Origin of the sequence: Streptomyces akebiae, from assembly GCF_019599145.1 — a bacterium.
Classification (GTDB): Bacteria; Actinomycetota; Actinomycetes; order Streptomycetales; family Streptomycetaceae; genus Streptomyces; species Streptomyces akebiae.
In genome coordinates this window covers 5,648,249-5,672,210 of sequence record NZ_CP080647.1, presented here as the reverse complement: position 1 = coordinate 5,672,210, position 23,962 = coordinate 5,648,249, and the positions used below count along the sequence as shown (strand labels likewise).

Below are 23,962 nucleotides of genomic sequence, written 5' to 3'. Positions count from 1 at the left end.
TCGCCACGAAGGCCCGGCGTCATGACCGCCGGGCCCATCGGGAAACGGTGTGACGGTCAGAACATCGTGTTGTCGTTCGCCGACGTCTCCGGCACGTCCTGGAGCGCGTCCCAGTGTTCGACGATCTTGCCGTTCCGCACCCGGAACAGGTCGACGACGGCCTGGCCGCGTTCGCCCGGGGCGTTGACGTAGTGGCTGTGGACGGCGACGAGGTCGCCCTCGGCGACGACGCGCTTGCGCGCGACGGCGAGGGAGGGGAACTGCTCGAAGTAGCCGCCCAGACCGGCCCTGGCCCCGGCCACCCCGTCGGGGATGTTCGGGTTGTGCTGGTGGTACTCGGGGCCCCAGTACCGGTCGAGCGCCGAGAGGTCCTTGCGCACCAGCAGCCGGTCGAAGGCCTTGGTCACCAGCTTCTCGTTGTACGAGGTCAGCCAGGCCGGCCCCGGCACGGCGGTGCGCGGACGGCTGACCGTGGAGAACATGTCGTTGCCGTTGGCGGAGGACTCCGGCACCTCCTGCCCCACGTCCCAGTGTTCCGCGATCCGCCCGCCCTGGAACCGGAAGATGTCGAAGACGGCGGAGCCCCGGCTGCCGGGCGTGAGCACGACGTTGGAGTGGACGAGGACGAGGTCGCCCTGGGAGATGACCCGCTTGATGTCGTAGGCGGCGTCCGGGAACTGCTGCACCATGGCCGCCGCGAGCCCCTTCAGCGTCTCGGCGCCGTCCGGGGCGAACGGGTTGTGCTGGATGTAGTCCGGCCGCACGTACCGGTCGACGACCGCCGTGTCCCCGTCCTCGAACACCCCCTTCAGCACCCGTACGGCCACGGACTTCTGATGGGCGAGCCGCGCGGCGTCCCCGTGCGGGGCGCGCTCGGCGACGGCGGCGGGCGGGGCCGCGGCGGCCGGTACGACGGCGAGGGTGGACGTCAGCGCGACGGCCGCGAGGACGGCGACGAGCGTGCGTCGGGCAGGCGTGGTGGGGGTCACGATGCTCCCATCTGGAGACTCAGCTTGAAAGTTCAAACATATGCTTACGAAAGGAAAGCACTAACCTCCAGTTAGCGCAAGATCCCTTCCGCTTGCCTAGAGCGCACTCCACCGCCTTGGCTGGACGGTCATGAGGTACACACAACTCGGACGCACAGGACTCAAGGTCAGCCGACTGGTCCTCGGCACGATGAACTTCGGTCCGCAGACGGACGAAGCGGACAGCCACACGATCATGGACGCGGCGCTGGACGCCGGAGTCAACTTCTTCGACACGGCGAACGTGTACGGCTGGGGCGAGAACAAGGGCCGCACCGAGAGCATCATCGGCAACTGGTTCGCGAAGGGCGGCGACCGCCGCGACAAGGTCGTCCTCGCGACCAAGGTGTACGGCAACATGGCGGCCTCGGCCGACGCCTGGCCCAACCACGACAAGCTCTCCGCGCTGAACATCCGGCGGGCCGTGGACGCCAGCCTCAAGCGCCTGCGCACGGACCACATCGACGTCTACCAGTTCCACCACATCGACCGGGCCACGCCCTTCGAGGAGATCTGGCAGGCCGTCGACGTGCTCGTGCGGCAGGGCAAGATCCTGTACGCAGGCTCGTCCAACTTCCCCGGCTACAAGATCGCCCAGGCCAACGAGATCGCCGCCCGCCGGGGCGGCACCATCGGCCTCGTCAGCGAGCAGTGCCTCTACAACCTCGCCGAGCGCCGCGCCGAGATGGAGGTCATCCCGGCCGCGCAGGAGTACGGCCTCGGGGTCATCCCCTGGTCGCCGCTGCACGGCGGGCTGCTCGGCGGCGTCATCAGGAAGGAGGCCGAGGGCGGTCGCCGCTCCTCCGGCCGTGCCGCCGACGCCCTCGCCGACAGCGGTGTACGCGCCCAGGTCCAGGCGTACGAGGACCTGCTCGACAAGCACGGCGTCGAACCGGGCGAGGCCGCCCTCGCCTGGCTCCTCACCCGCCCCGGCGTCACCGGACCGATCGTCGGCCCCCGGACGGCCCAGCAGCTCGACTCCGCGATCCGCGCGTCCGAGCTGACCCTGAGCGAGGAGCTCCTGAGCGCCCTGGACGAGATCTTCCCGGGCCCGGGTCCGTCCCCGGAGGCCTTCGCCTGGTGACCGCCGGCCGCCCCTGCCCTTGAGGGGCGCGGGGAATTGCGCGACCAGCCCTCACCTGGGAGGCGCGTCAGTACGGTCCGCAGTTCCCCGACGGCGCCGGAGCGCGGCGGTCACTTACCGAGCGCCGCCGCCACAGCCACCACGGCGAACATCAGCACGAGCACACCGGCCATGATCCGGTTACGGGTCTTCGGGTCCACCCCCCGAGCCTAACCGGCGGCCCGAACGGTCATCCGGCCGCCCCGAGCCCCCACCGCGCCACCGCCTCGTACCGCGGCTGCTCACCCGCCACCCCGGACGTCGGCAGATCGCTGCGCACCAACGCCAGCTCGGACACCGTCCACGGACTCCCGGCGAAGGCGTCGAGCACGGCGACGTACGGCCGTACGTCGAGATCCACCCGGCTGCGGGCCACCGTCAGATGGGGCGTGTACCGGCGGTGCTCCCCCATCGGCACCCCGGCCTTCCGCGCCGCCGCCTCCGCCCGGTCGGCCAGCATCCGCAGCGCGCCGACGTCCCCCTCGGCCCCCGCCCACAGCGCCCGCCCGTGCCCGAACCGGCCGCCACCGCGCACCGCCAGCCGGAACGGCTCGCTCCGGCCCGCGGCACGCTCCAGCCGCCGCGACAGCTCCGGGACGACGTCCTCCTCGACCTCCCCGTAGAAGGCGAGCGTGAAGTGCCAGCCGGGCGGCGCGGTCCACCGCAACCGGTCCGCACCGGCCAGCCGTTTCAACTCCCCGACCACCAGGCCGAGTTCATCGACCACCTCATCGGGCGGCAACACCGCGGCGAACAGCCGCACGGTACTCGTCGTACGCATGAGTGCCACCCTTCCAGCGCTAGGCCGCGCTCGTCACGGACACCGTCTGCTCCTCGGGCTTTTCTCCAGCCTGCTCCGCGTGGTCCGCGGCGGCTCGCCGGGCGGGCACGAAGCGGACCCGTGGGTGCCCGCGCCGCCACGCCACCGACAGTCGCATCCCCCCGGCCCTGACGAGGAACAGAGTGACGACGACCGTGGCGACCGTGGCGACGACACCGCCGGCGACGAAGCCGAGCCGGGCGCCGTACGCGTCGGTGACCCAGCCGGCGACCGGCGCGCCCAGCGGCGTACCGCCCAGGAAGACCATCATGTAGAGGGCCATGACGCGGCCGCGCATCGCGGGGTCGGTGTTCATCTGGATGGCCGTGTTGGCGGTGACGTTCACCGTCAGGCCGAACATCCCTATCGGGACCATCAGCAGGGCGAAGATCCAGTACGCGGGGGCCAGCGCCGCCACGATCTCCAGCAGCCCGAAGGCGAGCGCGCCACCGAGCAGCACGCGCAACCTGGCGGTGCCCCGGCGGGCCGCGAGCAGGGCGCCGGCGACGGAGCCGACCGCCATCAGCGTGTTGAAGAGGCTGTACGAGCCGGCGTCCGCGTGGAACACGTCGTCCGCGTAGGCCGAGAGCCAGACGGGGAAGTTGAAGCCGAAGGTGCCGATGAAGCCCACGAGGACGATGGGCCACAGCAGTTCGGGGCGTCCGGCCACATAGCGCAGGCCCTCGCGGAGCTGGCCCTTGGCGCGGGGGGCGCGGCGGACGGGGTGCAGGTCGCGGGTCCGCATCAGCAGCAGGCCGATGATGGGGGCGACGAAGGAGAGGCCGTTGTAGAGGAAGGCCCAGCCCGTGCCGACGGTGGTGATCAGCACTCCGGCGACGGCGGGGCCGACGAGACGGGCCGACTGGAAGTTCGCCGAGTTGAGGCTGACGGCGTTCTGCAGCTGGTCCGGCCCGACCATCTCGGACACGAACGACTGCCGGGCCGGGTTGTCGACGACCGTGGCCATACCGACGGCGAAGGCGGCCACGTACACGTGCCACACCTGCACCTGGTCCGAGAGCGTCAGCGCGGCCAGCGCCAGCCCCGTCACCGCCATCGACGTCTGCGTCACGAACAGCAGGCGCCGCTTGGGGAACCGGTCGACGAGCACGCCGCCGTACAGCCCGAACAGCAGCATCGGAAGGAACTGGAGCGCCATCGTCACACCGACGGCCGTCGACGACCCCGTCAGGCTCAGCACCAGCCAGTCCTGCGCGATGCGCTGCATCCACGTGCCGATGTTCGACACGACCTGCCCGACGAAGAACAGCCGGTAGTTCCGCACCCTCAACGACCGGAACATGGAGGCCCGCGAGGCCTCAGCCGCACCGGCCGGGGAACGGCCGGGCTCGGAGCCGTGCGCCGCCGGGCGGCGAGCGGGCGGGATGGCGGGCGCGGGCGGGGCGGCGACGTCGGGGCTCCCGGTCGCGGCGGGGCCCGTCGGCGAGCCGGGCGCGGTCGGCGAGCCGGAGTCCCCCGGTGTCTCGCTCTTGTTCACCTGGCCGGTGGTATCCGGCGGGGCCTCCGGTACGGCGGGGGTGGGCCGGGGCTCGTGGGTGGGCGGGGGTGCGGGGACGGAAGGTGTTCCGGGGCCCGTACTCAAAGGGGCTCGCCTCCTTGCGTGAAACGCGTGTACGTCATGGGGTTGCGTGAGCCTCACCGCTCCTGTTCTGTCTGCTGGTTTTCGGGTCGGCCCATGCCCGACCCCGAAGGCGCACGGGCTGTATGCCGGGGCGCACCGGCGGCTGCACCGGCGTGCCGCCCACGAAGGCGGCGCACCCGGCGGCCGGTCCCGGGATCAGAGGTGCGCGAGCTTCTCCAGCACCGGCGCGGCGGTCCGGAGCGCGGCCCACTCCTCCTCGTCGAGTCCCTCGACCAGGGACGCGAGGAACGCGTTGCGCTTGCGTCGGCTCTCCTCCAGCATCGCCTCGGCCCGCTCGGTCTGGGTGACCACCTTCTGCCGCCGGTCCTCGGGATGCGGCTCCAGCTTCACCAGCCCCTTGCTCTCCAGCAGGGCGACGATCCGGGTCATCGACGGCGGCTGCACATGCTCCTTGCGGGCCAGCTCACCGGGGGTGGCCGTACCGCAACGAGCGAGCGTGCCGAGCACCGACATCTCGGTCGGGCTCAGCGACTCGTCGACCCGCTGATGCTTGAGCCGACGGGACAGGCGCATCACGGCGGAGCGGAGGGCGTTCACAGCGGCCTCGTCGTCGCCATGGTTCAGGTCAGGCATGTTCTTTAGCCTAACTCATTACTCTCCCTAAAGACCACCGAAACTCCACAGCCGTGCCCGTGAGCCCCGCCACTCACGCCGATCCAATCCCCGGATCACTCATATGAGTGACTAGTACGCAGAACATGACACGACGCATCAGAGCGCACCTGACCCTCGTACACATGGGGACCACTGTGCTCAGCCTGCGGATAGACGAGGAGCTGCTCGAACGGCTCCGGACCCACGCGGCGAAAAGGGGAATGAGCGTCCAGGACTACGTGATCGGGACGCTCATTCGGGACGACTTCGACGAGCGGTTCCAGACCGCCGTCGACGAGACGGAGAAGTTCTACGGGGTGACCTGAGGGCCGGGGCGACGTGAGGGACCGAGGACCGGGGAGGCGGGGTCACCGGCAGCGGCCGCGTCCGCTCACGTCAGGCCCAGCGCCGGCATCAGGTAGTAGAAGAGGAAGACCGCCGACACCGCGTACATCGCGACCGGAACGTCGCGACCGCGCCCCGCGGCCAGGCGCAGCACGACGAAGGTGATGAAGCCCATGCCGATGCCGTTGGTGATCGAGTAGGTGAACGGCATCATCACCATCGTCACGAAGGCCGGGATCGCGATCGTGTAGTCGGCCCAGTCGATCTCGCGGACGGAGTTCGCGAGGATCAGGAACCCGACCGCGAGCAGTGCCGGAGTGGCCGCCTGGGAGGGGACCATGGTGGCGACCGGAGTGAGGAACAGCGCGACGGCGAACAGGCCACCGGTGACCACGTTCGCGAAGCCGGTACGCGCCCCCTCGCCCACACCCGCCGTCGACTCCACGAAGCAGGTCGTGGCGGACGAGGAGCTGGCACCACCGGCCGCGACGGCGATGCCGTCGACGAAGAGCACCTTGTTGATGCCCGGCATCTGACCGTCCGCGTCGGTCAGCTTGGCCTCATCGCCGACGCCCATGATCGTGCCCATCGCGTCGAAGAAGCACGACAGCAGGACCGTGAAGACGAAGAGGACGCCCGTCACCAGGCCGACCTTGTCGAAGCCGCCGAAGAGACTGACCTCGCCGAGCAGCCCGAAGTCGGGGGTCGCGACCGGGTTGCCGGGCCACTTCGGGGTGGTCAGGCCCCAGGAACCGGCAGGAAGCTTCGCGACGGCCTCGACGACCACCGCGAGCAGCGTCATCGCGACGATCGAGATGAGGATCGCGCCCGGCACCTTGCGCACGATCAGCGCGAGCGTCAGCAGCGCGCCGAGGGCGAAGACGAGCACCGGCCACCCGTTGAGATGCCCGTCAGCGCCGAGCTGGAGCGGCACGGTCGTCCTGGCGATGTCCGGGATCCGGGTGACGAAGCCGGCGTCGACCAGCCCGATCAGCATGATGAACAGGCCGATACCGATGGAGATGCCCTTGCGCAGGCCCAGCGGCACCGCGTTCATGACGCGCTCCCGCAGGCCCGTCGCCACCAGCAGCATCACGACGAAACCGGCCAGCACCACCATGCCCATCGCGTCCGGCCACGACATGCGCGGCGCGAGCTGGAGGGCGACGACCGTGTTCACGCCGAGCCCCGCCGCCAGCGCGATGGGCACGTTGCCGATGACGCCCATGAGGAGGGTGGTGAAGGCGGCGGTGACCGCGGTGGCGGTGACCAGCTGGCCGTAGTCCAGCTGGTGCCCGTACATGTCCTTCGCGCTGCTCAGGATGATCGGGTTGAGCACGATGATGTACGCCATCGCGAAGAAGGTGGCGAACCCGCCCCGGATCTCACGCGACAGTGTGCTGCCGCGCTCCGTGATCCTGAAGTAGCGGTCGAGGGAGAAACCCTGCGGGGACATACGAGACCTCATCCCCAACAGACCTTCAGGCGTTGTTGGAGTTTTCTACGAACAGAAGTGGCCAGTCAGAAACCGTTTCAGTATGAACATACATTGCGGCCGAAGCCATCTCCGCGCGTAGACCCCGGCGCCTCGTAAGCTGTGCCCATGGCGAAGTGGACCCCCAAGCACGAGGCACCGGAGCCCCTGGAAGGGCCCATCGTGCCGACCATCATCGGCGGCACGATCCTGTGGCTCGTCCTCTTCGTCGTCCAGCTCCCCTTCTACGGCTGGTACGAGGACCACGGGCACACCTGGTGGGTGTGGACCTGCCTGGCGGGCGGCGGACTCGGCTTCATCGGCATCTACTACGTCCGCAGACGGGACGCGGCGATCAAACGCGACGCGGCACGGAAGGCCACGGCCGAGGCCGAAGCCGACGAGACCGGCGAGACCGACGGGACCGACGGGACCGGCGGGACCGGCGAGACCGAGGCCGGCGACGTGGAGGCACGGCCCGCCACCAATTGAGCCCGACCGGCGCCTGAGCCCGACCGGCGCCTGAGCCCGACCGGCGCTTGAGGACGAGCCCGAAGGGCGACAGACGGGGGTCCGGGGGCGCGACCCCCGGGACCGGCATCAACCGAGGGCACCCACCGCACGCCGGGCACGTACGACCCCGGCACCACGGCGGAGCAAACCCTCCTCCCCAGGTCGGATCTTTCGCACACTCGGTGGGTGAACCCCCAAATCCGCACGTACCGTCGAATGCATGACGCACATCGACGCGGGCACCGACCTCGACCCTGTGCACCCCACCGCCGCCTCGGCCCCCCTGGACACGCGACGGGCGCGTGGTCTGACGGCCGCCGAGGTGGCCGAGCGGGTGGCCCGCGGCGAGGTGAACGACGTACCCGTACGGAGCAGCCGCTCCACGGTGGACATCGTCCGCGCGAACGTCTTCACCCGGTTCAACGCGATCATCGGCGTCCTCTGGGTGATCATGCTCTTCGTCGCGCCGATCCAGGACAGCCTCTTCGGCTTCGTGATCCTGGCCAACACGGGCATCGGCATCGTCCAGGAGTGGCGGGCGAAGAAGACCCTCGACTCCCTGGCGGTGATCGGCGAGGCGAAGCCCACGGTCCGGCGGGACGGCGCCGCCACGCCGGTCGGCACCTCCGAGATCGTCCTCGGGGACCTGATCGAGATCGGGCCGGGCGACAAGATCGTCGTCGACGGGGAGTGCGTCGAGACCGACGGGCTGGAGATCGACGAGTCACTGCTCACCGGCGAGGCCGATCCGGTCGTCAAACAGCCCGGCGACCAGGTGATGTCGGGCAGTTTCGTGGTCGCGGGCGGCGGCGCGTTCACCGCGACCAAGGTCGGACGGGAGGCGTACGCGGCCCAGCTGGCCGAGGAGGCGAGCCGCTTCACCCTCGTCCACTCCGAGCTGCGCTCCGGCATCTCCACCATCCTCAAGTACGTCACCTGGATGATGGTCCCGACCGCGATCGGCCTGATCATCAGCCAGCTGATCGTGAAGGAGAACGACTTCAAGGACTCCGTCGCCCGCACGGTCGGCGGCATCGTCCCGATGGTCCCCGAGGGCCTCGTCCTCCTCACCTCCGTCGCCTTCGCCATCGGCGTCATCCGTCTCGGCCGCAAACAGTGCCTGGTGCAGGAGCTGCCGGCCATCGAGGGCCTGGCCCGCGTCGACACCGTCTGCCTGGACAAGACGGGCACGCTCACCGAGGGCGGCATGGACGTCACCGAGCTGCGCCCCCTGGGCGGGACGGACGAGTCGTACGCACGCCGTGTGCTGGGCGCCCTCGGCACGTCGGACCCCCGGCCGAACGCCTCCCTCCAGGCGATCATCGACGCCTACCCGGACGGCGAGGACTGGCGCTGCACCGAGTCACTGCCCTTCTCCTCGGCCCGCAAGTACAGCGGCGCGGCCTTCAACGAGGGCGACGGCGACTCCAGCACCTGGCTGCTGGGCGCCCCCGACGTCCTCCTCCCCGACGACGACCCGGCCCTCACCGAGACCGAACGGCTGAACGAGGACGGGCTACGGGTGCTGCTGCTGGCCCGGGTGACCCGGGAACTGGACGACCCCGAGGTCGCGACGGGCGCGCACCCGGCCGCCCTCGTCGTCCTCGAACAGCGGCTGCGCCCGGACGCCTCCGACACCCTGCGCTACTTCGAGGAGCAGAACGTACGGGCGAAGGTCCTCTCCGGCGACAACGCGGTGTCGGTCGGCGCGGTGGCCGGAAAGCTCGGCCTGAGCGGCGACGTGGTCGACGCCCGCCGGCTGCCCGCCGAGCGCGGGGAGATGGCGACGGCCCTCGATGCGGGCACCGTGTTCGGCCGCGTGACCCCCCAGCAGAAGCGGGACATGGTCGGCGCGCTCCAGTCCCACGGCCACACGGTGGCGATGACCGGCGACGGGGTGAACGACGTCCTGGCCCTCAAGGACGCCGACATCGGTGTGGCGATGGGCTCCGGGTCGGAGGCGACGAAAGCCGTGGCCCAGATCGTCCTGCTCAACAACAGCTTCGCGACCCTGCCGTCGGTGGTCGCCGAGGGCCGCCGGGTCATCGGCAACATCACCCGCGTGGCGACGCTCTTCCTGGTGAAGACGGTCTACTCGGTGCTCCTCGCCATCCTGGTCGTCTGCTGGCAGGTGGAGTACCCCTTCCTCCCCCGCCATCTGACCCTGCTCTCCACCCTGACGATCGGCGTCCCGGCGTTCTTCCTCGCCCTCGCCCCCAACAAGGAGCGGGCGAGACCGCACTTCGTCCGCCGGGTCATGCGCTACTCCATCCCGGGCGGCGTACTGGCGGCCGTGGCGACCTTCGCCACCTACCTGATCGCCCGCCACCACTACACGGGCGAGGGCGCGCTGGAGGCCGAGACCAGCGCCGCCACCCTCACGCTCTTCCTGATCTCCATGTGGGTGCTGGCCATCATCGCCCGCCCCTACACCTGGTGGCGTCTCGGTCTGGTCGCCGCGATGGGGGCCGGGTTCCTGCTGGTCCTCGTCGTCCCCTGGCTCCAGGACTTCTTCGCGCTGCGCCTGGTCGGTACGACGATGCCGTGGACGGCGGTCGCCGTCGCGGCCGGGGCCGGGGCGATCCTGGAGTTCCTGTGGAGATGGGTGGACCGCCGCTTCCCCGCGTAGCACGGGCACCGCGCGCTGGGCGTACGCCCGCGCGGGAGCAGGCGTACGCCCGTAGGGGAAACCGGACCCGCCGCCGGCCGGCGTCCTCGCCTCTGACCACAACGGACCGTGCGTCCACTTCTTACGAAAGTCCGCTCCCGCTCTACGAAAAGGGCGCCGGCCCGGAAGAACCCGGACCGACGCCCCTGTCTCTCACCGCTGCCCGCGACCTACTTCACGTCGATCGCGTCGGCCGCGGAGGTCACGGCCGGCGTGGTGGAGGTGCCCGCGAACACGAAGCGGAACGAACCGTCGGCGGCCGCCTTGACGGTGGTCTTCAGCGCCCCGCCGGAGCCGGACTTGACCGTCTTGACGTCCTTGTAGGCGGACGTGCCCTTCTTCTTGAACTGCAGCTTCACGGACTGGCCGGTGTAGCCCGCGTACTTGAGGGTGTCCCAGTTGGCGCGGGTCAGCTTGCCGGAGACCGTGATGGTCTTGCCCTTCTTGACCGGCTCGGGAGAGGCGTTGACGGTCAGCGCGGACGCGCGCTTGACGCTGGCCTTGGAGTGCTTCTCCTGGATGTTGTAGTCGCCGTCCTTGCCCAGGGCACCGGCGAAGACGTGCCACTTGCCGGCCAGCACGTTGCCGTAGATGTTGTCCTTCGGGTCGGCGACGACGGTCACCTTGCAGGTGGACGTGGTCGCGTCGACGGCGGTGCAGGTGCCGTTGTCCGCGTCCGGGACCATCGCGCCCACGACATCGCCGGAGTCGATGTCGTTCCCCTTCCACAGGAACGCGTAGCCGTCCTCGATGCCCGACGGGTCGGTCGCGGTGACCGAGAGGGTGACGCTCTTCTTCTTGGAGGTGCCGACCACGATGTCCTTGCCACCGTTGACGGTGACCTTCTTGATGACGGTGTCGCCGACGATCTCGTCCGCGAGGGCCCCGAACGGCGTGACCGACGCCCCGAGGGCACCGGGCGCGTCATCGGCCTGCGCGGCCGGAACGGCGAAGGCGGACAGGGCGAGGGCGCCCGAGACGGCGATCACAGTGGCACGCATACGCATGTATTCCCCCGGTGGTGAGGTGGGGCCGACGGTCGTCGTGACGTGGCCCCGGGTGGTCGCGAGTCGGTTGACCCGCGGGCTCTGCGGTTGGGGGACGCGCCGGTTCGCCCGGCGCATCCCCCTGGGTCGAGCTGCTTACTTCACGTCGATGGTGTCGCCCGTGGCAGTCGCGCCCGCCGTGGTCGAGGTGCCCGCGAAGACGTAGCGGTACGTGCCGTCGACGCTCGCCTTGACGGTGCTGGACACAGCGCCCGTGGAGGCGGAGTTGACGGTCTTGACCGTCTTGTAGGCGGTCGCGCCCGCCTTCTTGAACTGCAGCTGCACCGGCTGGCCGCCGAGCGCGCCGTTCACCCCGGTGTTCCAGTTGGCGCGGGTCAGCTTGCTGGTGACGGTGATCGTCGCACCCTTGGCGACCGGCTCCGGCGAGGCGTTGGCACCCGCGAGCTGGGCGGCGCGCAGGACCTTGAACGACTTCAGGTTGTCCTTCTGGACGTAGTCGTAGTCCTTGGCCTGGGCGATCGCCCAGGTCTTCCACGTGCCCGCGACGGAGTTGATGGCGTTGTAGTTCGGCGTGAAGGTGAAGCTCGCCGTGCAGTTGGACTTGGTCGACGTCACCTTCTTGCAGGTGATCGGGTCCTTGCTCGGCGAGGCAGCGCTGTCGGCGGTGTCGATGTTCGCACCGCGGTACAGGTACGCCGTGGCCATGCGGTGGCCGGAGTTGTCCGTGACAGTGAACTTGAGCGTGATGGTCTTCTTGGCCTTCGCGCCGACGACGACGGCCTTGCCGCCGTTGACGGAAACACTGGTGACCTTGATGTTGCCGTACTTCTCGTCGGCCTGCGCGGCCGGAGCAGCAAGGGCGGTCAGAGCCAGGGCGCCGGTGACGACGACACCCAAAGTCGCACGCTTGTGCAATGTATTCCCCACGTAGAAGGGGACCCGCGGCGAAGATGACGCACGAAGTGTCGGCACACGGGGCCCGAGTGTCTGGCAGAGCCGGGTGGCTCACCAGATCAGACTCGGGGCTCGTGGGAATGGTTGTACGAGTTGTGAACAACCTTTGCGAATGTTGCGCGGATCACACCGCGGAGGTTTGGTCAGTCGAACCAGCGGTCGCGCGCCAACTCCTCTGTCCTGGACGGGTCTTCGAGCAGCGCGGCCACCTCGAAGCGACGCGGCCACTGCCCCGCCGCCCAGGCCAGCCCGGCCGCGACGCCCTCCAGCGTGGCGGCGTGCAGCACGCCGTCCCGGGTGCGGCGCCAGTCCAACTCGACACCGTCGACGACGAGTTCCTCGTGCTCGACGTACGACGACGGGGTGGCCGGGCCGAGCAGGACCCGCACCGACTCCGGTACGTCGTGCTCCGTGCCCTCCGAGTCGACGTCCCCGGTCACCGACTCGCTGAGCCGCCGCACCTGGAACAGCTCGGCCAACTCCGCGGCCCGCGAAGGCCGTACGGGGAGCAGCGGCACACCGGAGGTGAAGGGAAGCAGGTCGGGCGAGTCGACGACCACGGCGTCGGCCGCGTCCACGACGGTCACCTCGCCGTCCAGCACAGCGCGCAACTCATCGGGCAGGGTGACCTGTTCGGGGTCGAGGTCGGCCAACGCGCCGTACAGGCCGTGCAGTTGCGTGGCGGACACCGGGAGGCCGGGGTCGGCCAGACGGTCCAGCAGTTCGGCGGCGCCGCCCGGCTCGTCCAGCAGCGCGGCCACCGAGGTGCGCACGCCCAGCGCCCGCAGGACCTGCTCGTCGTCGAAGCCGGTGGCGTCGGCCTCGTCGTACAGGCCGCGCAGCAGCGGGTCGCCGCCGGCCGCGAGCAGGCCCGCCGGGCGGCGGCCGTCGAGGACGGGGTGGCCGCGCAGCCACCAGGCCGTGTAGGGGCGGACGATCTCGTGCGTACCGTCCGGGAGCAGGATGCGCACCGGCTGGACCAGCGCGTCGCGCAGCGGCGGGCGGGCGAGCAGGGCGAGCGCCTCCGGCCAGCGGTCCTCGTCGACGAGGTCCAGGTCGCGCACGGCCACGATCTCCGTCGCGACCGGCGGCACCGGGCTGTCCGGGAACCGGTCGAGGATGTCCTCGGACCACACGTCCACCGCGTCCAGCAGACCGGCGTCGTCGGGCTCGGCGAAGTCCCCGTCGCGCGGCTCCAGTTCGTCGGGGTCGAGGACGACGTCGGTGGCGCGTACGAGGGCGAAATTGGCGAGCACTCCACAGGCGGCCAGGGGCTGTTCGCCCCAGCGGTCGGCCAGTTCGGCGTCGACGAGGGCGAGTTCGTCCTCGCGCATGACCCGGGCGAACGGGCTGCCGGGGAGGACGAGCTCACCGGCGGGGGCCAGTTCACCGTCCTCGTCGGTCAGGGCGAGGGCGCCGAGCCAGGGCTCGTCCCCGGGGTCGAGGGCCGCGTCGCGGACCAGGGCGAGGACGAGATCGGCCAGTTCCTCGGCGTCCGGCCGTCCGTCCTCCTCGTCCCAGACACCGCCGTCGTCGTCCAGTGAGGCGGCCACGGCGGCCCGCACCTGCGGGGTGGTGAGCACGGCACGCGGGGTCGCGGGCAGCGCGCCCAGCTTCTCCAGGAGCGGATGCGCGGCGTCCGGGTGCGCCACCTTCAGCCCGAGGCGGGCCAGGGTGTCGGGGCGGGCCGTCTGCGGGCCGTCGGGGGTCGGCAGGAGGATCTGCCGGGGGCCGATGGCGGTCCGTCCGTCCGCGAGCGGCACGGGCAGGCCGAACAGCCGGTCCGGGTCGACCCCGGCGAGGCTGTCGTAGAGGCGCCGCCACCAGTCGGGGGCCTTCTCCAGCCCCGCGAGCCGGTCGATCGCGTCCCCCAGCGGCAGGCGTGCGACGCCCAACGTCCGCAGTTCCGCGCGCCGTTCGAGCCCGGCGGGCAACAGGCTGGGCAGGACGTCCGCGAGCACCCGCACGGTCTCGGCGCCGGCCCCCTCGACGACCTCGGCGTCACGCGGACGCAGCGCGGCGGACAACTCGTCCAGCTCGTCGTCGGGTTCGGGCGTCACGGCACGCGGCAGGAACGCGGTCCGCGGCAGCCGCTCCAGGATCGCCTGCCGCAGCGCCCCGTCCAGCTCGCCCTTGCCCAGCGGGCCGGGCACGAGGTCGATGATGCCCTCGCCGACCGGCTCCCAGGCCGCGAGGAGCGCGGCGTACGCGTCGGCCGCGCGCTGCACGAGGAAGTCGGTGAGCGGTCCGGGCGCCGCGTGCCGCCGCGTCGTGTCCAGCGGGAAGGAGGCGATGAGCAGTGCGGGGACCCCGAGGGCCTCGTCGCTGGGCGTCGGCGCGTGCACGACGGGGCTGGTGCGCGGCCGGACCGGCGCCCCGTCGGGCCCGGTCGGCACCGCCCAGGTGACGGACCAGTGCGGCCGCAGCCGCTCCTCGACGGGCCGGTCGGCGAGCAGCGCGGCCTCGATCGCCCCGTGCTCGGCGACGGTACGCCAGCGCGTCACCCCGTCCCGCGAGTCCTCCACGACGACGTACGCCCCCTCCACGCGCCGTCGCATCGTCCGTACCTCGTCGGCGCCGACCTCGATGACGACCTCGTCGAGGCCGGGCAGGGCCAGCAGCAGCGCGTCGTCGACCGCGTGCAGCAGACGCTCGGCGAGATCGGCGGCGGCGGTGTCGCGCAGCGGCAGGATGACGACGGTGTCGTACGAGTCCGGAGCGGTCCCCTCGGCCGCGAACGGCAGCCGCAGCAGCGGCACATGACCGTCACGGCGGCGGATCTCGTCGCCCAGTCCCGGGCTGTGCCGGGCGGTGTCGGCGGCGAGCAGCCGGGCCTCGGCGAGCGAGAAGCGGATACCGCCGTGTCGCCCGACGACGGCGGGCTCGTCGGTGACGGCGAGCACGGCGGCGAACCCGACACCGAACCGGCCGACCGCGCCCTCGTGGCCGCCGCCCTGGGTGTCCCGCTTCGCGGACGCGCGGAGCGTGGACAGCGACTCCACGCCTCCCGCGTCCAGCGGGGCGCCCGTGTTGGCCGCGACGAGGACACCGTCCCGGAGGGTCAGCCTCAGCCGTCCCGGCACCTTGGCCCGGGCGGCGGCGTCGGCGGCGTTCTGCGCCAGTTCCACGACGAGGCGGTCCCGGTAGCCGCCGAGGACGAGATCCTCCTCGGCGTTGGCGTCCTCGCGGAACCGGGCGGGGCTGGTCGCCCAGGCGTCCAGCACGCCCCGCCGCAGTCGCGCCGTCCCGAACGGGTCCGCACCCTCGGCCGCCGGCCGCACGAACTTGCTCACGGTTCACTTCTCCCTGTCGTGTGGTGGACACGAAGGTACCGGGTCGCCGCGCTGGCTAGGCCGTCTGTCCAGGGTGGTGGGGGTAGCTGGTATGTCGGCGGGTGCGGGTCGGGTGGGGGCTGGTCTTTCAGGGGCGCGGGGAACTGCGCGAGAAGCCCCACACACCCGCACCCGCCGACGACACACGCGCTCCCGAGCTCCCGAGCTCTCAGGCGAACCGGTGAACCGGTGAACCGGTGAACCGGTGAACCCAGTGATCCCGCGATCTACGAATGCCCCAGGTCCGCCTCGGACTCGACGTCCTCCGACCCCACCGGCACCGACCCGGAATCCGGGGCCGGCCGCAGCGGGAAGGGGTCCACCCGGGTCTCGTCGAGCCGCGGCGGAGCCGGCCGCGGCGGCTTCGGCATGACGGCCGCCTCGGAGTGGCCCCCGCACCCGTACGTCAGGGAGACCATCCGCCCGTCCGCCGGGGCGAACTCGTTCGCGCACACGCCGAAGGCCTGCCCGAGCGACCCCCCGATCGGCACGAGGAATCCACAACTCACACACGCGGCGGGCGCGGCCTGGGCCATCGCGGTCTTGGCCCCGAACCCCTCCTCCCACCGGTCCGCCGCCGTGTGCAGCCCGTACCGGGACAGGACACGGGCCCGGCGCATGCCCAGCTCCTCGGCGACCGCGGCGATCGACCCGCGGCTCGGCACGAGCGGCAGGTTCGCCGGCACCCCGCCGGTGACCTCGGCGTCCTCCGCCTCCACCAGCTCGGCCATGTCGTGCGAGACCGGGGAGTTGGGCAGCGGTTCGTCCTCGCCGGAGTACCCGGGCTCCAGCCGCAGGTCCTCGGCGTCGGTGGGCAGCAGATCGCCGGGGCCCATGTCGCCGGGCCGGAGCCGCTCGCTCCACGGCACCCACTCCGGCGCGAGCAGCGCGTCCGGGCCGGGCAGCAGCACGACCTCGTCCAGGGTCACGATCTTCGCGCGGGAGGCGCGGGCGACGGTCACCGCCCAGCGCCAGCCCCGGTAGCCCATCTCCTTGCACTCGAAGAAGTGCGTCACGACACGATCGCCCTCGGAGACGAGCCCCGCGTGCTCGCCCACCACACCGGGGGCGGCGGCCTCCTCGGCGGCGGAGCGGGCGAGGTCGACGGCCTCGGCACACAGACGGTCGGGGGTGCGGCTTCGCGTTGTCGCTGCGCTCACAGGTATCGCTTCTCTCCTACGCCGTCTCACGAGTGCGCCTCCCTCGGCGGGGGGAGCGGACGGAGCGGACCAGGGGGCCGCGTCGACGTCCGCGCCCGATCGCACTCGGGCGCACCTATGTCATCCATTCTGCGGGATGAACGAGAGGCGCGCGGCCGAGAACAACCGCCGCAGGCGCGCTATGCACGCTACCTTCTCCGAGGCTCCGCGCCCACACCGACGTAAGGGTTCCGCGATTCCGCCGCGCTCGGCTCCGGCCCGTGACGGGGCGTGAGGGCGGGCTTCGGGCAAGGTCGGCGGTTGGCGGGAAACCGCCGTGGCCTGCGGTCGGTTCCGCGACGGCCGGTACGGGAGCGGGGGCCGCGTGGGTATGCGCGGGCCCGGTGGGACCTCTCGCACAGTTCCCCGCGCCCCTGAAAGATCAGGCCCCGCCGCCCCTGAAAGATCAGCCCCCGCGGGCCTGAAGACGACGGCTCTGCGGGCGAGGGCCCCCGGCGGCCGATGAAAAAGCCCGGGGGCGGCCCCGCTTTTTCAGGGGCGCGGGGAACTGCGCGAGCAACCACGAACCACCCGCACCCGCCGACGAACCCGCACCCCCACCCCATGAGGCGCCCGGCCCCCCACACGCCCACCCCACGGCCATACGAGCGGTAACCGCACTACGCCCGGCCATCTCGGGGCACTATGACGGGGTGACCGGCGCCGAGCGGAGCGGAGCGCGCGGATCGGGTCGGGTGACCGGCGCGGTCCGCTCGGTGGGCCGCGCCCTCCACCTGCCGTTCACCGGCCCGGCCCGAGGCATCCGCAAGGCCACCCACGCCCACGGCGCCGGCGAGTCCGGCCTCGGCAAACTGATCGAGCTGCACGGGGTGAACGGCGCCGGCGACGTCATGATCACCGTCTCCCTCGCCTCCACGGTCTTCTTCTCCGTCCCCACCGACGAGGCCCGCGGCCGGGTCGCCCTCTACCTCGCCATCACCCTCGCCCCCTTCGCCCTGCTCGCCCCGGTCGTCGGCCCCCTGTTGGACCGCCTCCCGCACGGCCGCCGCGCCGCCATGGCAGGCGCCATGCTGGCCCGGGCGTTCCTCGCCCTGATCCTGGTCGGCGCCGTCGAGACGGGCGGAATCGAGCTCTACCCCGCCGCCCTGGGCGTCCTGGTCGCGTCCAAGGCGTACGGGGTGGTCAGAAGCGCGGTCGTCCCCCGTCTCCTGCCGCCCAAGTTCTCCCTGGTGAAGGCCAACTCCCGGGTCACCCTCAGCGGGCTGCTCGCCACCGGCGTCGCCGCACCCATCGGCGCCGGACTGCAGGCGCTCGGCCCCCGCTGGCCGCTCTACGGCGCCTTCCTGATCTTCGTGGCCGGTACGTTCCTCTCCTTCACGCTGCCCGCGAAGGTCGACTCGGCGAAGGGCGAGGACCGGGCCCTGCTCGCAGCGGACCCCGAGCATCTGCACGGCCCGCACCGCAGCAGCACGCTCAAGCGGCCGGGCCTGCGGACGGTCGGCCCGGCGGTCACCCACGCGCTCGCCGCGAACGCCGCCCTGCGCGGCCTCTCCGGATTCCTGATCTTCTATCTGGCGTTCCTGCTGCGCATCCACCCGCTGCCCGGGCAGAGCGCGGCCCTGTCGCTGGGCATGGTGGCCGTGGCCGCCGGCACCGGTAACGCGCTGGGCACGGCCGTCGGCGCATGGGTGAAGCAGCGCTCGCCGGAGCTGATCATCGTGACCGTCGTCGCCGTGGAACTCGCGGTGGCGATCCTGGCGACGCTGTTCTTCGGCACGTTCCTCATCGCCGCTCTCGCCGCGGTCGCCGGTTTCTCGCAGGCTTTGTCCAAGCTGTCGCTGGACGCCCTGATCCAGCGTGACGTCCCCGAACTCGTGCGGACCTCCGCCTTCGCCCGCTCCGAGACCCTGCTCCAGATGTCCTGGGTGGTCGGCGGCGCCATCGGGATCGCCCTGCCCCTCAACGGCACTCTGGGCATGGCCGTGGCCGCCGCGATCGTCGCCGTCGGCTGGGTCACCACGGTCCGCGGACTGCTCTCCTCCGCCCGGCACGGGGGTGCGCCCCGGCCCCGTGTGGCATGACCGACCCGGCACGCCGTACCCCACGTAGGGGCACCCCAGGACGGGCCAGATAGCCTTCGCCCATGACCTTCCAGCCCCGCGGCGGAGCCGCTCGTCGACACAGCCGTCGCGCCGCAGCCACTCTCGGCGCTGTCTCCGCCGGACTTCTCGTCCTGTCGGCCTGCGACGAGCCGACGCCGATGGCCACTGTCACGATCGGTACCGACTCGATCAGCTCCGAGGCCGCCTGCTACCGGACCCTCACCGCCGAACAGGCCAAGGAGTGCGCGCAGGAGAAGCCCTCCAAGTCGATCGAGCTGGCCCAGGGCGAGACCCTGCGCATCGGTGTCGACCCGGAGGTGTCGGAGACGGGCTGGGCCCTGTGGATCAACGGGGAGCAGGCCACCAACAACACGTTCGACAAGACGTACTGGGCCTTCGAGAACGCCGACCTCTTCGCCACCCAGCCCGGTCAGGCCGCCCAGAAGTCGCTGACCATCAGCGTCGTCGAGCAGAACGCCGAGGGCTCGAAGATCGAGGGCGTGTGGAACTTCGAGCTGACGAACCCGGACGCCTGATCCACCGCCGACACCCATGCGCATCCTCGTAGCCACCGCCGTCCCGGCCGAACGGGACGCGGTGGCACGAGCGCTTCGGGGCCCGGCGACCGAGACCCGCCTCCCGGCCGCCGCCCTGCACCGGTTCCGCCTCACGGCCCACGAGCTGGACGCGCCGCCGTCCGCCCCCCACGCCGAGCGCGGGACGGTGCGGGGCGCGCCGCTGCCCACCGACCCCCGGCAGGGCGCACGACCCGCCGGACAGCCGCACGCCCCGGCGAGCGCCGCACCCGACCCCGGTGGCACCCCGCCCCCACCGCCCACCGCCCCGGAGTACGACCTCCTCGCCGCCGGTGTGGGCCCCGCCCTCGCCGCCGCGTCCGTCGCCGGTGCGCTGACTGCGGCGGTCCTGGAGGGCCGGCCGTACGGGCTGGTCGTGTCCGCCGGGATCGCGGGCGGCTTCCTGCCCGAGGCACCCCTCGGCTCGCTCGTCCTCGCCGACGAGATCACGGCCGCCGATCTCGGCGCCGAGACACCGGACGGCTTCCTCCCGGTCACGGACCTGGGCTTCGGCACCGTCACCCACCGTCCGCCGCGGGACCTCGTCCGCGCCGCCGCGACCGCCACCGGCGCCCGCACCGGCACCGTCCTCACCGTCTCCACGGTCACCGGCAGCGCCGAACGCGCGGCCGCCCTGCGCGCCCGCCACCCCCGCGCGCTCGCCGAGGCGATGGAGGGCTTCGGGGTCGCCGAGGCCGCCGCCGCGCACTCCACGCCCGTCCTCGAACTGCGGGCCGTCTCCAACCCCGTGGGCCCGCGCGACCGCGCCGCCTGGCGGATCGGCGACGCCCTGACCGCACTCACCACGGCCTTCGGGAAGCTGACGCCCGTACTGGAGAGTTGGGACCCATATGAGCCCTGAGACGAGCCCTGAGACGAGCCCCGCGACCGCCCCCGGCGAAGCCGCCCCCACCGGCACCGGCGCGCTGCGGATGGCGTACTCGCCCTGCCCGAACGACACCTTCGTCTTCGACGCGTGGGCCCACGGCCGGATCCCGGGCGCGCCCACCCTCGACGTGACGTTCGCCGACATCGACATCACCAACGGGATGGCCGAACGCGGCGACCTCGACGTACTGAAGGTGTCGTACGCCGTCCTGCCGTACGTCCTCGACGCGTACGCGCTGCTGCCGTGCGGCGGTGCGCTCGGGCGGGGCTGTGGTCCGCTGGTGCTGACGCGGGAGCCGGGCACGGACCTCACCGGCCGTACGGTGGCCGTGCCGAGCGAGCGCTCGACGGCGTATCTGCTCTTCCGTCTCTGGGCGGCGGACACGCTGCCCGGCGGGGTCGGCGAGATCGTCGTGCTGCCGTTCCACGAGATCATGCCGGCCGTACGGGACGGGAAGGTCGACGCCGGACTCGTCATCCACGAGGCCCGCTTCACGTACCGGAACTACGGCCTCCACAAGCTCGCCGACATGGGCGAACACTGGGAGGAGACGACGGGACTGCCGATCCCGCTCGGCGCGATCATCGCGAAGCGCTCGCTGGGGCGGAAGACACTGACGACGCTCGCCGAGACGATCCGCGCCTCCGTCCGCGCGGCCTGGGACGACCCCGAGGCCTCCCGCCCGTACGTCCTGGAACACGCCCAGGAGATGGACCCGGCCGTCGCCGACCAGCACATCGGCCTGTACGTCAACGAGTTCACGGCCGACCTCGGCGAGGACGGCTACGCGGCGGTCAGGGGGCTGCTCACCCGCGCGGCGGCCGAGGGACTGGTACCGCCCCTCGGCCCGGACGCGCTCGAATTCCCTTGAGAGGGACGGGAGTCGGCGGGGCTACACGTCCAACTGATCCGCGACGGCGCGCAACAGACCGGCGATCTTCTTGCCGGCGGCACGGTCGGGATAGCGGCCCCGCTCCAGCATCGGCGTGATGTTCTCCAGCAGTGTGGTCAGGTCCTGCACGATCGAGGCCAGCTCGTCGGGCTTCTTGCGCTGGGCGGCGGCGACCGAGGGGGCGGGCTCCAGGATCGTCACGGAAAGGGCCTGGTCGCCGCGCTGACCCGCGACGACTCCGAACTCGACCTTCTGACCCGGCTTCAAGGTGTCGACACCGGCGGGCAGTACGGAGGAGTGGACGAAGACGTCACCGCCGTCGTCACGGGAGAGAAAGCCGAAGCCCTTCTCGCTGTTGAACCATTTGACCTTGCCGGTAGGCACGTCTGTCCTCGTCCTCGTACTCGTCGGAAACTGCGTCTGAAAAGTGTTCGTAGGTGTTCTGAGTGTGTTCTCGGTGTGCGCAAACTGCTCTGGACAGCACTACAGCGGGTCGTCGGACCCGCCGGTACCCAGCCTATTGGTCCGGGGGCGGGTGACAAGACGTCGGCCGACTGTTCCCTCGCGCTGGGAACTACCCTGGTCGGGTGCGTGACAAAACCCAACCGAATTCCGTCGAACCCGGTGACAGGCTGATCCGTGTCGGCGGCATCGTCTTCATCGTCGGCGCCGTGGCCACACTCGTCACCGTGGCCCCGCTGTTCCTCGGAACGACTCCGTTCCCCACGTTCATGTTCGTCCTGAGCATGCTCATGGGCGTCGGATTCCTCATCGCCGGTGCCGGAGTCCTGCAGTCCGTCGCGGCGGGGCGCAGAAGGGCCCGCGAGGCACGCTTCTAGCGGCCCGGGGGCGGCTCTACTGGCCGGGCGCCCCTCGGTGCGTGGCGAGCCACGCGGGGAAGGCCGTCAGGTCCGCGAGGACGACGTCGGCGCCCGCCTCGCGCAGCTCCCGCTCGTCACAGGGGCCGGTGGCGACGGCGACCGAGTACGCCTGTGCCGTGCGCGCGCCGCGTACGTCGCCGGTGTGGTCGCCGACGTACACGCTCGCGCCGTGCTCGCGCAGCGCGTCCGCCTTGGCCTCCGCCCACAGGTCGCCCACGACCACGTCGGGCTCGATGCCGAGGTGCTCCAGGTGCAGCTCGGCGTTCGGCTCGTACTTGGCGGTGACGACGATCGCCCGGCCCCCGGCCGCCCGGACCGCCTCGATCGCCTCCGGCGCGCCCGGCATCGCGGGGGTCGCTGCGATCGCGATCGCCGGGTACATCTCCCGGTAGAGGTCCGCCATGGCGGGGATCTCCGCCGCCGGGAACCAGTGCGCCAGCTCGTCCGCCAGGGGCGGCCCCAGCCGGGTGATCGCCAGGTCGGCGTCTATGTACGCCCCCGTCCGCGCGGCCAACGCCTCATAACAGGCGTGGATGCCCGGCCGTGAATCGATCAACGTCATATCGAGATCGAACCCGACGGTCAGCATGCGAGAGGTCATGCGTTCCATTGTGGGGTGGGGACGGTGGAGGTCCGACTGTGGGTGCGGGTGGGCGTGGGTCGCTCGCGCAGTTCCCCGCGCCCCTGAAAGCCCAGGCCCTGCGGGCCTGAAAAGCACGGGGCGCAGCCCCTGCTTTTCAGGGGCGCGGGGAACTGCGCGAGAAGCCCCACGCACCCGCACCCGAAGAACCACCGAACGCGGGCGTGAGACGAACCCACAGCTCACCGTGGCCGCTGCGACCGCCACAGCAGGTAGAGCGCCGACGACACGGCCGCCACCCGAAGCACCCACGGCCACGTCTCCGTCAACGCATCGCTCATCTGCCCCTGAGCGATCGGATCCCCCCAGCGCCCGTCACTGCGCCCCCACAGCCACACCACACCCCCCGCCGCCACCACGCCGGGAAGCCCCATCACCGCCCACTTCGACTCCGCGGGCGTCAACCTCCGCGAGAGATAGGCGATCAACCACCCCAGCCCCAGCGGCACCAGGCTCCCCATGACCGCCCCCGCGACCAGCAGCACGGCCGCCAGCAACAGCAGCGGATTGCTCCACCCCCCGCCCGCGGGCCGCAACCGGGGCAACGGCACCCGCCGCCGCCGAGACGACGCCTCCTGCTCCGCCTCGCCCGCCGCCACACCACCACCCGCCGAGGCCGCCGCCTTCTCGACGACCGCCCCCGCCCCGCGCTCCCCGTCCGCTTCCCCGTCCCCCTCCGTCTTCACCGGAGGCGGCTTCAGCAGCTCGGGAATCTCCACACCGCCGACGAACCCCGGCACGGAGTCCCCGAGGCCGAACCCGATGTCGCCGCCGGTTCCCCCGCCCCCACCGACCCGCCACCAGTCGGGCTGAGCGTCCCCCTCACCGAGCTCGTGCAGCGGGGCGAGATGCGGCGGAGCGGCACCGCCACCCGCCACCGGCGGCGGCACGGCATCGGCGGAACGCGGTCGCGGCACGACCCGGCGCAGCCCTCTGGACAGCCCCTTGGCCCGCTCCCCGGCGTCTCCCGCGTCCCCGGCGTCCTCGGTGGCCGCGTTCCCACCGGTCATCCGTTGCACGGGCACGGCGGCGGCCGGCGGCTCCGGTACGTCACCGGGCGCGCCCGCCGCCTCGACGACCTCGTCCGGCGTACCCAGGCGGGCGATGATGCGGCGCACGGCGGCCGGGCTGTCCACCGGCGCCTTCGCCCGTCGCCGGTCGATCTCGTCCCGCAGCCCCGACACCAGACGCATCCGCGTCGACGACGGCAACTGCCGTTGCTGGGCCAGGTCACCGACCCGGCTCAGATACTCGTAGACGACCTGGTCGCTCTCAATCCCCACGAAGCCCCTCCGGGGTTGG

At 71.7% G+C, this 23,962-nt stretch carries 21 protein-coding genes; 9 read left to right on the top strand and 12 right to left on the bottom strand.

The features are described from left to right. Positions 1-56: 56 nt before the first annotated feature. Complete coding sequence (locus K1J60_RS24510; RefSeq protein ID WP_220648058.1) at positions 57-989, bottom strand: nuclear transport factor 2 family protein; 933 nt, start codon at positions 987-989, stop codon at positions 57-59. A gap of 130 nt (positions 990-1,119) precedes the next feature. Between K1J60_RS24510 and K1J60_RS24505 the strand changes: the two genes are divergently transcribed. Then, positions 1,120-2,112 carry an aldo/keto reductase gene (locus K1J60_RS24505; protein ID WP_220648057.1) on the top strand — a complete coding sequence of 331 codons (993 nt, stop codon included), beginning with the start codon at positions 1,120-1,122 and terminating at the stop codon, positions 2,110-2,112. Between the two features lie 229 nt (positions 2,113-2,341). Here the strand turns inward: K1J60_RS24505 and thpR are convergent, their stop codons facing one another. From thpR to K1J60_RS24490, 3 genes are all read right to left on the bottom strand, one after another. Next, a complete protein-coding gene (gene thpR, locus K1J60_RS24500; RefSeq protein ID WP_220651663.1) occupies positions 2,342-2,914 on the bottom strand; it encodes an RNA 2',3'-cyclic phosphodiesterase in 573 nt (190 codons plus the stop codon). Between the two features lie 37 nt (positions 2,915-2,951). Continuing rightward, a complete protein-coding gene (locus tag K1J60_RS24495) occupies positions 2,952-4,274 on the bottom strand; it encodes an MFS transporter (protein WP_398684281.1) in 1,323 nt (440 codons plus the stop codon). A 495-nt stretch (positions 4,275-4,769) separates the two neighbouring features. Next, positions 4,770-5,207 carry a MarR family winged helix-turn-helix transcriptional regulator gene (locus tag K1J60_RS24490; protein WP_215456301.1) on the bottom strand — a complete coding sequence of 146 codons (438 nt, stop codon included), beginning with the start codon at positions 5,205-5,207 and terminating at the stop codon, positions 4,770-4,772. A 164-nt stretch (positions 5,208-5,371) separates the two neighbouring features. Between K1J60_RS24490 and K1J60_RS24485 the strand changes: the two genes are divergently transcribed. Continuing rightward, positions 5,372-5,554 carry a ribbon-helix-helix protein, CopG family gene (locus tag K1J60_RS24485; protein ID WP_033525916.1) on the top strand — a complete coding sequence of 61 codons (183 nt, stop codon included), beginning with the start codon at positions 5,372-5,374 and terminating at the stop codon, positions 5,552-5,554. A 65-nt stretch (positions 5,555-5,619) separates the two neighbouring features. Here K1J60_RS24485 and K1J60_RS24480 read toward each other — a convergent pair whose 3' ends face one another. Continuing rightward, positions 5,620-7,029, bottom strand: coding sequence for an NCS2 family permease (locus K1J60_RS24480; RefSeq protein WP_220648056.1), 1,410 nt, complete (start codon positions 7,027-7,029; stop codon positions 5,620-5,622). Positions 7,030-7,176: 147 nt separating this feature from the next. Between K1J60_RS24480 and K1J60_RS24475 the strand changes: the two genes are divergently transcribed. Beyond that, positions 7,177-7,539: a DUF2530 domain-containing protein gene (locus K1J60_RS24475; protein WP_259407895.1), complete on the top strand. Its 363-nt coding sequence runs from the start codon at positions 7,177-7,179 to the stop codon at positions 7,537-7,539. 241 nt (positions 7,540-7,780) lie between these two features. Continuing rightward, the gene (locus tag K1J60_RS24470; protein ID WP_220648055.1) at positions 7,781-10,189 is read left to right on the top strand and encodes an HAD-IC family P-type ATPase; all 2,409 of its coding nucleotides are present in this window, start codon (positions 7,781-7,783) and stop codon (positions 10,187-10,189) included. Between the two features lie 209 nt (positions 10,190-10,398). On the opposite strand, the gene K1J60_RS24465 is transcribed toward K1J60_RS24470, so the two are convergent. From K1J60_RS24465 to K1J60_RS24450, 4 genes are all read right to left on the bottom strand, one after another. After that, entirely contained in the window at positions 10,399-11,235 is an 837-nt protein-coding gene (locus tag K1J60_RS24465; protein WP_220648054.1) for a DUF5707 domain-containing protein, read from the bottom strand. Between the two features lie 135 nt (positions 11,236-11,370). Then, on the bottom strand, positions 11,371-12,150 hold the full coding sequence (locus tag K1J60_RS24460) for a calcium-binding protein (RefSeq protein WP_220648053.1): 780 nt from the start codon (positions 12,148-12,150) through the stop codon (positions 11,371-11,373). A gap of 182 nt (positions 12,151-12,332) precedes the next feature. Continuing rightward, positions 12,333-15,482 carry a sacsin N-terminal ATP-binding-like domain-containing protein gene (locus K1J60_RS24455; protein WP_220648052.1) on the bottom strand — a complete coding sequence of 1,050 codons (3,150 nt, stop codon included), beginning with the start codon at positions 15,480-15,482 and terminating at the stop codon, positions 12,333-12,335. A gap of 266 nt (positions 15,483-15,748) precedes the next feature. Further along, positions 15,749-16,681 carry a DUF3027 domain-containing protein gene (locus tag K1J60_RS24450; RefSeq protein WP_220648051.1) on the bottom strand — a complete coding sequence of 311 codons (933 nt, stop codon included), beginning with the start codon at positions 16,679-16,681 and terminating at the stop codon, positions 15,749-15,751. A gap of 692 nt (positions 16,682-17,373) precedes the next feature. Between K1J60_RS24450 and K1J60_RS24445 the strand changes: the two genes are divergently transcribed. The 4 genes from K1J60_RS24445 to K1J60_RS24430 all read left to right on the top strand — a co-directional run bounded on the left by K1J60_RS24445 (position 17,374) and on the right by K1J60_RS24430 (position 21,118). Further along, positions 17,374-18,762, top strand: coding sequence for an MFS transporter (locus tag K1J60_RS24445; protein ID WP_220648050.1), 1,389 nt, complete (start codon positions 17,374-17,376; stop codon positions 18,760-18,762). 62 nt (positions 18,763-18,824) lie between these two features. Beyond that, entirely contained in the window at positions 18,825-19,319 is a 495-nt protein-coding gene (locus K1J60_RS24440; protein ID WP_220648049.1) for a hypothetical protein, read from the top strand. Positions 19,320-19,335: 16 nt separating this feature from the next. Beyond that, positions 19,336-20,220, top strand: a complete 885-nt coding sequence (locus K1J60_RS24435) for a futalosine hydrolase (RefSeq protein ID WP_220648048.1) — start codon at positions 19,336-19,338, stop codon at positions 20,218-20,220. 70 nt (positions 20,221-20,290) lie between these two features. Next, positions 20,291-21,118 (top strand): 1,4-dihydroxy-6-naphthoate synthase, encoded by an 828-nt coding sequence (locus K1J60_RS24430; RefSeq protein WP_220651662.1) that lies wholly within the window; start codon positions 20,291-20,293, stop codon positions 21,116-21,118. A 21-nt stretch (positions 21,119-21,139) separates the two neighbouring features. Here the strand turns inward: K1J60_RS24430 and K1J60_RS46915 are convergent, their stop codons facing one another. Continuing rightward, positions 21,140-21,523 carry a cold-shock protein gene (locus K1J60_RS46915; RefSeq protein WP_045556039.1) on the bottom strand — a complete coding sequence of 128 codons (384 nt, stop codon included), beginning with the start codon at positions 21,521-21,523 and terminating at the stop codon, positions 21,140-21,142. A 203-nt stretch (positions 21,524-21,726) separates the two neighbouring features. On the opposite strand from K1J60_RS46915, the gene K1J60_RS24420 reads away from it, so the two are divergent. Next, a complete protein-coding gene (locus tag K1J60_RS24420; protein ID WP_220648047.1) occupies positions 21,727-21,978 on the top strand; it encodes a hypothetical protein in 252 nt (83 codons plus the stop codon). A 16-nt stretch (positions 21,979-21,994) separates the two neighbouring features. Here the strand turns inward: K1J60_RS24420 and K1J60_RS24415 are convergent, their stop codons facing one another. Further along, positions 21,995-22,630 carry an HAD family hydrolase gene (locus K1J60_RS24415; RefSeq protein ID WP_220648046.1) on the bottom strand — a complete coding sequence of 212 codons (636 nt, stop codon included), beginning with the start codon at positions 22,628-22,630 and terminating at the stop codon, positions 21,995-21,997. A 212-nt stretch (positions 22,631-22,842) separates the two neighbouring features. Next, entirely contained in the window at positions 22,843-23,943 is a 1,101-nt protein-coding gene (locus K1J60_RS24410; protein ID WP_220648045.1) for a hypothetical protein, read from the bottom strand. Positions 23,944-23,962 lie beyond the last annotated feature (19 nt).

What these genes read in the sequence shown, in the direction of transcription:
- K1J60_RS24435 (WP_220648048.1), top strand. Translation starts at nt 19,336, where the DNA reads ATGCGCATCCTCGTAGCCACCGCCGTCCCGGCCGAACGGGACGCGGTG.
- K1J60_RS24485 (WP_033525916.1), top strand. Translation starts at nt 5,372, where the DNA reads ATGGGGACCACTGTGCTCAGCCTGCGGATAGACGAGGAGCTGCTCGAA.
- K1J60_RS24495 (WP_398684281.1), bottom strand. Translation starts at nt 4,274, where the DNA reads ATGTTCCGGTCGTTGAGGGTGCGGAACTACCGGCTGTTCTTCGTCGGG.
- K1J60_RS24475 (WP_259407895.1), top strand. Translation starts at nt 7,177, where the DNA reads ATGGCGAAGTGGACCCCCAAGCACGAGGCACCGGAGCCCCTGGAAGGG.
- K1J60_RS24505 (WP_220648057.1), top strand. Translation starts at nt 1,120, where the DNA reads ATGAGGTACACACAACTCGGACGCACAGGACTCAAGGTCAGCCGACTG.
- K1J60_RS24480 (WP_220648056.1), bottom strand. Translation starts at nt 7,029, where the DNA reads ATGTCCCCGCAGGGTTTCTCCCTCGACCGCTACTTCAGGATCACGGAG.
- K1J60_RS24465 (WP_220648054.1), bottom strand. Translation starts at nt 11,235, where the DNA reads ATGCGTATGCGTGCCACTGTGATCGCCGTCTCGGGCGCCCTCGCCCTG.
- K1J60_RS24430 (WP_220651662.1), top strand. Translation starts at nt 20,291, where the DNA reads ATGGCGTACTCGCCCTGCCCGAACGACACCTTCGTCTTCGACGCGTGG.
- K1J60_RS24440 (WP_220648049.1), top strand. Translation starts at nt 18,825, where the DNA reads ATGACCTTCCAGCCCCGCGGCGGAGCCGCTCGTCGACACAGCCGTCGC.
- K1J60_RS24470 (WP_220648055.1), top strand. Translation starts at nt 7,781, where the DNA reads ATGACGCACATCGACGCGGGCACCGACCTCGACCCTGTGCACCCCACC.
- K1J60_RS24415 (WP_220648046.1), bottom strand. Translation starts at nt 22,630, where the DNA reads ATGGAACGCATGACCTCTCGCATGCTGACCGTCGGGTTCGATCTCGAT.
- K1J60_RS24490 (WP_215456301.1), bottom strand. Translation starts at nt 5,207, where the DNA reads ATGCCTGACCTGAACCATGGCGACGACGAGGCCGCTGTGAACGCCCTC.